Source organism: Pseudomonas sp. YeP6b (assembly GCF_025642995.1).
Lineage (GTDB): Bacteria > Pseudomonadota > Gammaproteobacteria > Pseudomonadales > Pseudomonadaceae > Aquipseudomonas.
This window is the reverse complement of record NZ_CP080090.1, coordinates 1,915,545-1,927,513: the sequence shown is the minus strand read 5'-3', so window position 1 is coordinate 1,927,513 and position 11,969 is coordinate 1,915,545. Positions and strand designations below refer to the sequence as shown.

Genomic DNA, 11,969 nt, shown 5'->3' with positions numbered 1-11,969 from the left:
TTTGAAGAGGGGGCTTGCGCGCTGGCCCACCGTAGCCAGTAAAAGTTAACTTTCACTCCTCGATACAAGCCTAATCCTACATCACTCCCCCTGCTCACTCGCACACCCTATCAGCCCAATTTTTTTGCAGGTGTGTGTGGACTATGTCGCCCACGAAAAACGCCCAAGCGGCAGCCAAGAAGGCACCCGCTCAATCATCGTTCAAACGAAATGCTATCGCCCTTTTTGTGCTCGGCTGCCTGTCGGGCATGCCTGTTGAAGCCGCAAGCTATGTTGAACAAGGCCGATTGCACGATGCGGCCAGTTGGCGCAGTGACGAGTTCAAGAGTAACTGGGGCCTTGGCGTAGTCGGTGCTGATTACGCGTATGCACGGGGGTTGAGTGGCGCCGGGATACGATTAGGGGTTTACGATTCTGGAACAGACCTGCGCCATAGTGAGTTCGCCGGAAAGCCAGCCATCGGCGTGCTTATGGCTGATACCGGCTGCATGAGTGGGACCGTGCTGGAGAACGGCTGCTTCTACACCGAAGGTGATCGCGCGGCGGTAACCGTTATCGACTCATTGCCACCTGAAGCATTGGCCGCCCTTGAAGAAGCTATTACCGATGGCATCCTTACCCGTGAGCAACTTGATGAATATCTCAGAGTGGTAGGTACTGCATACGACGCGCATGGCACGCACGTTGCCGGCACAGCACTGGCCAATCGTGATGGCTACGGAGTCCAGGGTGTGGCTTACGCGGCTAACTTGAGTGCAGTGCGCAAGTACGGTAATACCTACCTGGGAGGCCCCCTTGCCATAACAGCAATTTCGCGCGCGCCCCTTCCGACAGATGCAGCGGTAAACACCGCCTATGCCCAATTGCACAGTCAGAATGTGCGTGTCGTCAATAACAGTTGGGGGAGCGCATTTTCTCCTGCGAATGAAACAGAGCTTGACCTGGCATTAAGCGAAACCGAAACCTCCGTTTATTCAGAACTCAAGGCCATAGCAGACAACGCTATCAAGTATGGGATGCTGCAAGTATGGTCAGCGGGCAACGTAACCACAGCCAACGAATCCCCTCAAACAGCGCTAAACGCCGGGCTTCATCCCAGCCTGCCACGTGCCATTGCAGAGCTGGAGCCCTATTGGTTGACCGTCGTCAACTTAAGTAAAGAGCTGACCTTGGGCGACTATTCCAAGCGCTGCGGCTTCAGCAAAGACTGGTGCCTGGCCGCGCCCGGAACGGATATCAACTCATCCTGGGTTGCAGGTTCCATACAAACCGAAAACCACCTTGACCAGGACGATGGTGTCAATGGTTTCGCAGTGACCGGTGATAAACCCGAGTTAGGCTATATGCTAAGTTCCGGCAGTTCCATGGCCGCTCCCCACGTCACCGGCGGGTTGGCCCTGCTGATGCAACGCTTCCCCTACCTCGACAACCCGCAAATCCGCGACGTGTTGCTGACCACCGCCACCGACCTCGGCGAACCGGGCGTGGACGACGTCTACGGCTGGGGCCTGATGAACCTGAAAAAAGCCATCGACGGCCCCGGCCAGTTACGGGTCGATACCAGCGTCAACATGGACCGCCCTGCCGGCGGCGCCATCGTCTGGCAAGGCGGTGCCTGGGACGATTGGCGCAATGACATCAGCGGCCCCGGCCGCCTGGAAAAAACCGGCATCGGCTGGCTGCGCCTCAGCGGCAATAACAGCTTCGCCGGCGCCACGCTCAAGGAAGGTATTCTGGAGCTGGACGGCACCAACCAGCTCAAGGGCGACGTCAACATCGACGGCGGCGTTCTGCGCCTGAACGGTGCGCTGGCCGTCGCGGGCGACTACACACAAGCCGCCGGATCAACCCTAATGACCGGGCTGGCCAGCCCGGCAGCGCCGGCCAAATTGCAGGTGCAAAACCAGGCGTCCATCAATGGCGGCTCGCTGTACCTGAGCGCGCAACCCAACAACTATTACCTGGGCCAGCGTTACAGCATCCTCCAGGCCCAAGGTGCGTTGACTGGCGAATTCACTTCGATTGACCGCCGCGAGTTCTCGCCCTTCCTCAGCGTTTCCCAGGTCAAACAAGGCAACGCCTTGCTGGTGGAGTTCGGGCGTGGTCGGTCACTGGCATCGGCGGCGGAAACCGCCAACCAGCGCGCCGTCGCCAATGCTGCGGATACTGAGGCTCAGCCTTCGCCGCTGCTGCAACGCCTGACCGCGCTGTTTCCCGAGCAGGCACCTTCGGCACTCGACCAACTGAGCGGCGAATTGCATGCCAGCACCCAGGCGGTGCTGATCGAGAACAGCCGCGTGTTGCGTCAGGCGGCATTCGACCGCCAACTTAGCGCGCAAGGCAATCGCGGCAATCAGCCCAAGACGCTGAACCAAGGTGTCTGGGTGCAACTGCCGCGCCAGTCCGGCCAGCTCGCAGGCGACAGCAACACCGCACGCACTTCCCACAACAGCACGGGCCTGCTGCTTGGGTTCGATCACACACTGGAACAAGGCACACGCCTGGGTGTAGTGGCTGGCAGCAGTCAAACCGAGGTGAAGACCGGAGCGCGTGGCAAGGCGAGTGTCGACACCTATCAACTGGGCCTGCACGCGGGCCACAACTGGGACGCTTTTGGCCTGTATGGCGGCATCGCGTATGCACAACATGAAATCGAGACAAAACGCCGCGTCAGCTTCCCTGGCGTAGAGAACCGCCTGAGCGCCAAGTACGCCAGCCGCACCGTGCAGACATTTGCCGAGGCCAACTACACGTTCAGCCATGACTTCTGGGACTGGCAGCCGTACCTGCAACTGGCCAATGTGCAACAGCGCAGCGAAGGCTTCAAAGAACGCGGTGGCATGGCCGCACTGAAGGGCAAACGCTCGAAAGAAAACGTCAACCTGACCACCGGTGGTGTGCGCGTCAACATAGACCTGGGCAAGGCGCAGATCGGCCCGTCATGGCTGAGCCTGCGCGGCGGCCTGGCCTACACCCATGCCAGCGGCGACCTGCAACCCACCACTCAGGCAGCTTGGGACGGCGGGCGGGTGATGAGTGTCAGCGGCGCATCGTTGGATCGCCTCAGCACCCGCCTGGAACTGGGCGCCACCGCACGCCTGACACGCGACAGCACGTTGGACTTCGGTTTCAGCCAACAACGCGGTGAACGCACGCGGGACCAAAGCATCACGGCGCAGTATTCTCTGCAGTTTTAAGCACTGTTGTGAGCAAAGGCGGGGGTGCCCTACCCCCGCCGATCCAACAGATTTACCACCAACCGATCAATCCATCCCCACACCCGCTGCTTCACCCGCCGCCACAACGGCCGCGACTTCCACGCCTGCAGGCTCACCGCCTGGCTCTGGGTAAAATCGCGCTCGAAACTACCGGCCACGGCCAGCGTTAACGCTGGGTCCAACGCTTCCAGGTTGGCTTCCAGGTTGAAGCGCAAATTCCAGTGGTCGAAATTGCACGAGCCGATGCTCACCCAGTCATCCACCAACACCATTTTCAGGTGCAGGAAACACGGCTGGTACTCAAAAATCTGCACGCCCGCCCGCAGCAAACGCGGGTAGTAACGGTGCCCGGCGTAACGCACGGAGGGGTGATCGGTGCGCGGGCCGGTGAGCAGCAAACGCACATCGACCCCACGCCCAGCCGCGCGGCGCAAGGCACGCCGTACGCTCCAGGTCGGCAGAAAATACGGCGTGGCCAGCCAGATACGCTGCTGGCTGCTGTTCAACGCGCGGATCAGCGACTGCAAAATATCGCGGTGCTGACGGGCATCGGCATACGCGACGCGCCCCAGGCCCGGCCCGGTCGCCGGCACCTTAGGCAAGCGCGACAAACCGAAGTGGGTGGCGGGCTTCCACTCCCGCCGCGCCGCATTGGCGTGCCATTGGCGGTCGAACAGCGCCTGCCAGTCGAGCACCAGCGGCCCGCTGATTTGCACCATCACTTCATGCCACTCGGCGGTGTCTTGCCCCGGTGTCCAGAATTCATCGGTCACGCCGGTTCCGCCCACCACGGCGATGCTCTGGTCAATCAGCAACAGCTTGCGGTGGTCGCGGTACAGATTGCGCATCCAACGCCGCCAGCTCAGGCGATTGTAGAAACGCAGCTGCACGCCCGCGTCGGTCAGGCGCTTACGCAAGCCCAAGGTAAAGGCCAGGCTGCCGTAATCATCAAACAAACAGCTCACCCGCACACCGCGCTCGGCCGCCAGCACCAACGCCTGAACCATGGCATCGGCACAGGCTCCGGCTTCCACCAGGTACAACTCCAAGTCGACTTGCTGCTCAGCGCGGGCAATGCCCACCAGCATCTGCGGGAAAAAGCTCGGCCCGTCGATCAACAACTCGAAACGGTTGGCGCTGCGCCACGGGAACACTGCGCCGCCCACGTCAGCGCGCCGTAAAGATCAGTACCGCACCCACCGGCACCGACAAACTGATCGACTTGAGCCCCGCGGCCTTGCGCAGCATCGCCACGCCCGGCGCCAGCTCGAAATCCTCGGCATGCAACACCACCGGCTCCAGGGTCACCACCTGAAAGCGCCGGTCATCCAGGCGCGTGGCCAACAGCTCGGCGCTGTAGGTTTGGGTCTTGCCGTGCAGGGTGACGCTCAATGGCAGGCGCAACTCCAACTGCGCGCCGGGGGCCAGGTCGTTGATGGGCTGCAGATTGATCTGCGCGCTGATCAGCGCTTCGGGGAAAGTCTTGATCTGAAACAGATCATTGCGCATGCGCTCATCGCGCAGCGGGATGCCGCTGTTGATCGACTCCAGCTCCACTTGCAGTTGCGCCGCGCCCTGACTGTCGACCTTGCCGTGCAACACCAGGAAACGATGCACTTCGGCGATCTCGGTGTTTTTGATGGTGACGAACGACAGGCGTGAGGATTCGTTATCCAGGTACCAGTTGGCGTGGGCGGGCAGTGCGGCACAAGTCAGCAGTGTGAAGGCCAGGGGTTTGACGTTGAACATAGAAACTCATGGGGCAAAAAACCTGGATGAACCTTAACTGTGCCGGGTGCCGGGCGCAATGCAACTGACAAAGCCGATCAGGGTGGGCGCTGGCTTGCCTGCGCCCACATTGGTTCGGCGGCGATTATCAGATCAACGCCCGCTGCACATCGCGCACTGTCGCTTCCAGACTGGCCATGTGCAGGTTCAATACGCGCTCCACCGGCGCCTGATGCATCGGCCAGTGCAACGCCATGCTGCCCACCATCCGCCCATTGGCCTGCACCGGCAAGGCCACCGCGCGAATCAGGAACGGCAGGCGCACCGTGTATTCCCAATAGCCTTCGGTGCGCTGACCGAACCCTTGATGCTGGGTTTGCTCGCAGGTATGCACCTGCTCATCGGCCGCTACATGATCACGGCCTGCGAGGCGTTGCACCTCCTCCGGGGGCAATTGCGTCAGGCACGCCTTGCCCATTGCCGAGTGAAACAGGCTGGCGTGCTGGCCGACGATCTGGCAATTGTTCGGGTACAGCTTGCGCAACACGCTGGGAATCGCGCTCTCCATGACTTCCAGGCGCTCGCCATCGAAGCAGGATAAATCCACCACCAACCCGGTGCGCTCGCTGAGCTCCAGCAGCCAGGGCGCGGCGCGTTCCACCACCTGGCGCTTGAAGCGTTGCTGGGTGTCACCGAACAAGCGTTGGGCGCGCAGTCGGTAACGGCGATCGCTGAGGCCGCGATAGACCCAGCCTTGGTCCTGCAAGGTCAACAACATGCGCGACACCGTGGCCTTGGGCAGGCGCGTCAGGTAATGCAACTCCTCCAGCCCCAAGGCCTGGTGTTCGCCGAGCAGCTCGACGATGGCGAGTGCGCGCTCAACCGACCTGACGGTGCCTGTCTCCATGTTCGATCTCCCTGTTGCCGGTGGATGATCATTGTTCGCAGCAAAATACAGGCCCGATTGCCGCTCAACGCGTCGATTCAAGACACGCCGGCGGCTGGCGCTGCACCCACTGCGCCAGCTGTTCATGGGCGTAAGCCAATTGCAGCACCGCCCGGTCGGCCTGGGCCGGGCCGATGATTTGCAAGCCCATGGGCAGACCCTGCGGGTTGAAGCCCACGGGGATGCTCATGCTCGGCAGACCGGCGAGCGTGGGGCCGATCACCACTTCCATCCAACGGTGATAGGTGTCCATTTCACGCCCGCCCACGAGGCGCGGCCAGGGTTGTTGTGCATCGAAAGGGAACACTTGGGCGGTGGGCAGCAACAGGAAATCGTAACGCTGGAACAGCTTGGCCAAGGCGCGGTACCACTCGCTGCGGTCCACCGACGCCTGATACACCTGCTGGGCGCTCAAGCCCAGGCCGCCCTCCACTTCCCATTGCGCCTCAGGTTTGAGCAATGCGCGCTTTTGCGGGTTGGCGTAGGCCGCGCCGAGGTTGCCGTGCACCAGCCAATGGCGATGCACCAACCAACTGCGCCATAGGCGCGCCATGGAAAAGTCCGGCTGGCAGCTTTCCACTTCGCAGCCCAGTGTGGCGAAATCAGCGAGGGCAGATTCACACAGGCTCAGCACGCCGTCGTCCATCGCCAGGTAGCCGTTGTAATCCCCCAGCCAGCCGAGGCGCGCGCCCTTGAAGTCGCGCTGCAAGGGTTGGCCCAGTACCTTTGGGTCGTCCTTGGAGGACAACGGCACCCGAGGGTCATAACCGGCCTGGATGCTCAGCAACCGCGCCACATCCGTCACGCTACGGCCCATTGGGCCTTCGGTGCCGAGTTGCTGTACAAACAGTTCCGGCATCGGCCCATGGGGCACGCGCCCTTGTGATGGGCGCAGGCCAAACACGTTGTTGAAGGCCGCCGGGTTGCGCAGCGAGCCCATCATGTCGCTGCCATCAGCCACCGGCAGCATACGCAGCGCCAGCGCCACTGCCGCCCCACCACTGCTGCCGCCGGCGGCCAGGCGTGGGTCATACGCATTGCCGGTGGTGCCGAACAAGGTGTTGTAGGTGTGCGAGCCGAGGCCAAACTCCGGCACGTTAGTCTTGCCGATGATGATCGCGCCACTGGCCCGCACGCGTGCCACGCTGATGGCGTCTTCGGTGGGCACATGCTCGGCAAACAACGGCGAGCCCAAGGTGGTGCGCAAGCCCTGGGTGGCCGCCAGGTCCTTGATCGCCTGGGGCATGCCGTGCATCCAGCCGCGCGACTGGCCCTGGTCCAGCTCGCGATCACGGGCGCGGGCCTCAGCCAGCACGTCATCGGCATCGCGCAACGACACCAGCGCATTGACGCTTGGGTTGAAACGCTGGACCTGCGCCAGGTACGCCTGCATCACCTCTTCACACGACACCTGCCGCGCATGGACCGCTCGCGACAGCTGCGTGGCATCCCAATCAACAATGCTCAAGGCTTCACCTCACTTGAAAACGGCAGCGGTTTTTTCGCCCGCGGGGCCTCATGCATGCAGTAAGTGCCCAGCAGCGTCAGCACGCAAGCGAACAACACGTAAAACGCTGGCGCAACCGGCGTACCGAGCACTTTGGTCAGCCAGGTCACGATCAACGGCGCAAAGCCGCCAAACACCATGACGGCCACGTTATAGGCGACCGAGACGCCGGTCGAGCGTACCTCGATGGGAAACTGCTCGGCCAATGCCGTCGGCGCCGGGCCGAAGAAGCCGCCAATGGCCGTGCACAGCATCACTTGCATCACCAGCAAGCGTTCGATGGACGGCGCCGCGGCCACCCACGCATACAACGGGTAGACCATCACGAAGAACGCCAGGGTGAAGGCCATCAATACCGGCCGCCGACCCAGGCGATCCGAAAGCAGGCCGGACAGCGGAATCACCACGGTCATCAACGCCACCGCAAACATCTGCACCATCAACACTTGGTCCAGCGGCAAGCCGAGGCTCTTGTGGGCGAAGGTCGGCATGTTCACCAGCACCACGTAAAACGACACCGTCGCCCCGCAGGCCAAACCCATGGAGACGAGGATGCTGCGCCGATGCGCGCGAATCACGTCCATCAAGCTCGGCGCCGGGCCGGTCGCCTGCTTGCGCGCTTCGATGAATTCCTCGGGGTCCTCCATGTGCCGGCGAATCCACAACCCCACCGGGCCGATCAACAGGCCCAACACGAACGGCACGCGCCAGCCCCACAGGTCGAGGGTTTCGGGGGAAAAGAAATGCGTGACCAACGCCACCATCGCCGCGCCGCCAAACACCGCCAGGCACTGCCCCACCAACTGCCACGAGCCATACAAGCCCTTGCGATGGGCCGGAGCACTTTCCACCAAAAACGCCGTGGCACTCGCGTATTCACCGCCGGTGGCAAAGCCCTGAAGCATGCGCGCCACCACGATCAGCAGCGGCGCGCCCATGCCGATAGCGGCGTAATTAGGCGCGAAGGCGATCAGCGCGATGGACACGGTCATCAGCCGGATAATCAGTTGCATCGCTGCCTTGCGGCCTTTGCGGTCGGCGTAAATCCCCAAAAGTACGCCGCCCACCGGACGCATGAAAAAGCCCACGCCAAAAGTGGCCAAGGCCATCAACAGCGAAGCGTACTCATCCTGCGACGGGAAAAACTGCCGAGCGATGATGCTGGCCAGAAAGCCGTAAACGATGAAGTCATACCATTCCAGCGCATTGCCGATCACGGCCGCCACCACCTGTTGGGTGCGGGAAACACCGGGTTTTGAAATCTGCATGAGGAACACTCCATTCAACCAATAAGGGAAAGGGGCCAGCGGCAGAAAAGGTGAGGTCGTCAGGCAGGCTTGAGCCAGCTCTCGGCCAGCGCGCCCCAATAGGCGGCGCCGGTCAGCAGGATGTCGTCGTTAAAGTCATAGGCGGGGTTATGCACCATCGGCCGCGACACGCCGTTGCCGATAAACAGGTAGCTGCCGGGGCAGCGTTGCAGCATCCAGGCGAAGTCTTCGCTGCCCATCAGCGTGCGGGTGTTGCCGTCCACCGCATCGGCGCCGAGCAAGGCGACGCCGACTTGCCGGGCGAATTCGGTTTCTTCGGCGTGGTTGACCAGCACCGGGTAGGCCGGGCGGTGTTCGATCTGCACCGTGCAGCCGAAGCTCGCGGCCTGGGTCTGGATAATCGCGTTGACCCGTTCCAGCATCTGTTCGCGCACCTTGGGGTTGAGCGCGCGCAGGCTCAAGCGCAACAGGGCTTGCTGAGGAATCACGTTGGCCGCCTGGCCCGCTTGCAGCGCGCCGACCGTGACCACGGCGGCTTCCTGGGTGTCGATATTGCGCGCCACCACCGTCTGCAACGCCATGACCATACTCGCGGCCGCGACCAACGGGTCCACGCTCAAATGCGGCATGGAGCCGTGGCCACCGACGCCTTCCAGCGTCACGGTGAGCAAGTCCTGGGAGGCCATCATCGGCCCGACTCGCAAGCCTAGATGCCCGGCCGGCAAGCCCGGCATATTGTGCATGCCGAACAGGCCATCGCACGGGAAACGCTCCAGCAAACCGTCCGCCAACATAGCCTCGGCGCCGCCCTGGCCTTCTTCAGCGGGTTGGAAAATCAGGTTCACGGTGCCGTCGAATTGCCGCGTCGCCGCCAAGTAACGCGCGGCACCGAGCAGCATGGTGGTGTGGCCGTCGTGGCCGCAGGCGTGCATGCAGCCGGCGTGCTGGCTGGTGTAGGCCGCGCCGGTATTTTCGATGATGGGCAAGGCGTCCATATCGGCACGAATGCCGAGGGTGCGCGGGCTGCTGCCATTGCGCAGCACGCCGACTACACCGGTTTTGCCGATGCCGGTGTGTACTTCATAACCCCAGCCTTTCAAGGCTTGCGCGACGAGCGCCGAGGTACGGTTCTCTTCAAAGCCGAGTTCGGGGTGGGCGTGGATGTCCTGACGCACGGCGTGCAAGTCGCTGGCGACGTCGCTGAGCCAATCCAGAATGTGCTGGTGTGGGCGCATGGTGATTCTCCTCACAGGCGGGTGTTCCCGTTCTTGTTTGCGACACATCGCCAGCTAACCGCGATGTGGGCGGGAGGACAATCAAAGGTGGTTCCACTGGGTGGAACCTGAGGGCAGTTAGCGCACATCTAATGTGGGAGCTGGCTTGCCTGCGACAGCGGGAGGTCAGTCAACATCACTGTTGTTTGTGCCGCTGTCATCGCAGCATAGGTATCTACACATCTGCGGTTGTCGTGGGGGGCGCTGGGTACATATCCGTTGTTTGGGTAACGGCTGAAATGGGTTCCGCCCTTACGGCGGGTCACTTTTGGAAAAGAGCCCCAAAAGTAACCAAAAGGGCTCTTGCCCCACCACTCGGCACCTCGCCTCCGGCTCGGTGTGCCCTCTCTCCGGCATTACTCCGCGGGCCGCCGCGACGGGCCGTCCCTGCCCCGTCGCGGCTAAACCGGCGTCCTGCCGGTTTACCCGCTCCGTAATACCTGCGTTCGGCCAGCGTGGTTTAACGGGGCGCCTAAGATCAAAATCAAGATCAAGATCTACAGCACGGCGGCCTGACAGCCGACCTGATCCTGGAAACTGGACTGGGTTGAATTGTGGGAGGGGCGGTGCGACGGTTCGACTTGCTCCCGATGGCGGTGTGTCAGTTGATGTATCTGGTGAATGGCCCACCGCATTCGCGAGCAAGCCCGCTCCCACATTTTGAGCTCAGTACATCAGGTAGATGTGTGTACTCGGACAAATAATGAGATGGCTACCCCCGCCGCCCCCTGTGAACGCCCACTAAGCTTTCACAGGGGGATCTATCGGAGACCGCAGCCATGAGCAAAGTAGACATCACCGCCGTTGACCTTGGTAAGCACAGCTATCACGCTCACGAACAAGATGAGCGTGGCCATGTACTGCTGCGCAAAAAGTTTAATCGAGCAGGATTGCTCCAGCATTTAGCTTCCATCGAGCCTTGTACTGTTGTGATGGAAGCCTGCGGCGGCGCCCACTTCATGGCGCAACAAGTCGCCATGCTGGGACACACCCCCAAACTTATTGCTCCTCATCTCGTGCGCCCTTACGTAAAAAGCAATAAAAACGACTTCGCTGATGCCGAAGCGATTTGTGAGGCAGCTAGTCGCCCAACGATGCGTTTCGTACCAGTAAAAACCCAAGCTCAGCAAGCGTTGGCCATGCTCAACTCGGTCCGCGACTCGCTTATCAAGGAACGCACAGCCGCCGTTAATCGAATTCATGCAGGGCTTTTGGAGGTGGGTGTCAGCTTGGCACCGGGCTTTAAATCAGTCAAAGAGGTGCCCGCGTTACTCGAAACAGCCTCATTTCATGGGCTGATCAAAAAGCTGCTGCAAGGGCTGTATGACCACTACGTCTACCTGGATCGTCAGGTTAAGGTTCTCGACAAAGAAGTTGAGAGCCAAGTCGCTGAAGATGATCTGGCTTCTCGTTTGATGACAATTCCCTGCGTTGGCCCGATCACCTCCAGCGTCTTGGCTGCGGAGTTGGGCGATGGCAAGCAGTTCAAATGTGGTCGAGGCTATTCAGCCTCGATAGGACTTGTGCCAAAGCAGCATTCTACTGGCGGTAAAACCGTACTTTTGGGCATCAGCAAGCGCGGAGATCGAAACCAGCGACGCTTGTTTGTTCAATGTGCCCGTATCTACTTGATGCACTTGGATAAGCAAAAAGGGAGTTTGGCCGATTGGGTTCGCAAGCTGCTGGCAGGCCATCGGCACTCCAATTTAGTGGTCTGCGCGCTAGCCAACAAGCTGGCAAGAATCGCTTGGTCGATCGCGGCAAACCACACTGAATTTGATGCAGGGCCAAGCGCGATGAACGCTTGACCCTGCTGTCACCCAAGCACCACCCACCTGGTTTTGCGATGCTGGATAACAGATGACGTGAACGGCCAACCGGCCTGACGACAACCCTGAGCTCCCACACGGCTGAAAGGCCGTCCAAATAATTAGGGTCGTTGGGCATCAATTCTCATCGAGGCGCGGGGCCAATACCCCACTCAGACGCCGAATAGATGAAAGCAAGCCATACACGCCATCAAAGACA

General features: G+C 61.2%; 8 protein-coding genes. 2 read left to right on the top strand and 6 right to left on the bottom strand.

Annotated elements, in window-relative coordinates:
* The first annotated feature begins 143 nt into the window (after positions 1-143).
* Entirely contained in the window at positions 144-3,197 is a 3,054-nt protein-coding gene (locus KZH41_RS08595; RefSeq protein ID WP_263274676.1) for an autotransporter serine protease, read from the top strand.
* Between the two features lie 29 nt (positions 3,198-3,226).
* On the opposite strand, the gene KZH41_RS08590 is transcribed toward KZH41_RS08595, so the two are convergent.
* The 6 genes from KZH41_RS08590 to KZH41_RS08565 form a co-directional block, all read right to left on the bottom strand.
* Complete coding sequence (locus KZH41_RS08590; protein WP_094953055.1) at positions 3,227-4,384, bottom strand: phospholipase D-like domain-containing protein; 1,158 nt, start codon at positions 4,382-4,384, stop codon at positions 3,227-3,229.
* Position 4,385: 1 nt separating this feature from the next.
* Complete coding sequence (locus KZH41_RS08585; RefSeq protein WP_263274675.1) at positions 4,386-4,967, bottom strand: YceI family protein; 582 nt, start codon at positions 4,965-4,967, stop codon at positions 4,386-4,388.
* A 127-nt stretch (positions 4,968-5,094) separates the two neighbouring features.
* Complete coding sequence (locus tag KZH41_RS08580) at positions 5,095-5,853, bottom strand: IclR family transcriptional regulator (protein WP_263274674.1); 759 nt, start codon at positions 5,851-5,853, stop codon at positions 5,095-5,097.
* 64 nt (positions 5,854-5,917) lie between these two features.
* On the bottom strand, positions 5,918-7,360 hold the full coding sequence (locus KZH41_RS08575) for an amidase (RefSeq protein WP_263274673.1): 1,443 nt from the start codon (positions 7,358-7,360) through the stop codon (positions 5,918-5,920).
* A complete protein-coding gene (locus KZH41_RS08570; protein ID WP_263274672.1) occupies positions 7,357-8,667 on the bottom strand; it encodes a citrate-proton symporter in 1,311 nt (436 codons plus the stop codon). The genes KZH41_RS08575 and KZH41_RS08570 overlap by 4 nt, the downstream gene beginning before the upstream one ends.
* 59 nt (positions 8,668-8,726) lie before the next feature.
* Positions 8,727-9,902 (bottom strand): M20 aminoacylase family protein, encoded by a 1,176-nt coding sequence (locus tag KZH41_RS08565; RefSeq protein WP_242154847.1) that lies wholly within the window; start codon positions 9,900-9,902, stop codon positions 8,727-8,729.
* Between the two features lie 818 nt (positions 9,903-10,720).
* On the opposite strand from KZH41_RS08565, the gene KZH41_RS08560 reads away from it, so the two are divergent.
* Positions 10,721-11,749, top strand: a complete 1,029-nt coding sequence (locus KZH41_RS08560; protein ID WP_242152133.1) for an IS110 family transposase — start codon at positions 10,721-10,723, stop codon at positions 11,747-11,749.
* The last annotated feature ends 220 nt before the right edge of the window (positions 11,750-11,969 follow it).

Excerpts from the sequence above, each read along its gene's own strand:
- KZH41_RS08560 (WP_242152133.1), top strand. The coding sequence starts at position 10,721 with ATGAGCAAAGTAGACATCACCGCCGTTGACCTTGGTAAGCACAGCTAT.
- KZH41_RS08565 (WP_242154847.1), bottom strand. The coding sequence starts at position 9,902 with ATGCGCCCACACCAGCACATTCTGGATTGGCTCAGCGACGTCGCCAGC.
- KZH41_RS08595 (WP_263274676.1), top strand. The coding sequence starts at position 144 with ATGTCGCCCACGAAAAACGCCCAAGCGGCAGCCAAGAAGGCACCCGCT.
- KZH41_RS08585 (WP_263274675.1), bottom strand. The coding sequence starts at position 4,967 with ATGTTCAACGTCAAACCCCTGGCCTTCACACTGCTGACTTGTGCCGCA.
- KZH41_RS08570 (WP_263274672.1), bottom strand. The coding sequence starts at position 8,667 with ATGCAGATTTCAAAACCCGGTGTTTCCCGCACCCAACAGGTGGTGGCG.
- KZH41_RS08580 (WP_263274674.1), bottom strand. The coding sequence starts at position 5,853 with ATGGAGACAGGCACCGTCAGGTCGGTTGAGCGCGCACTCGCCATCGTC.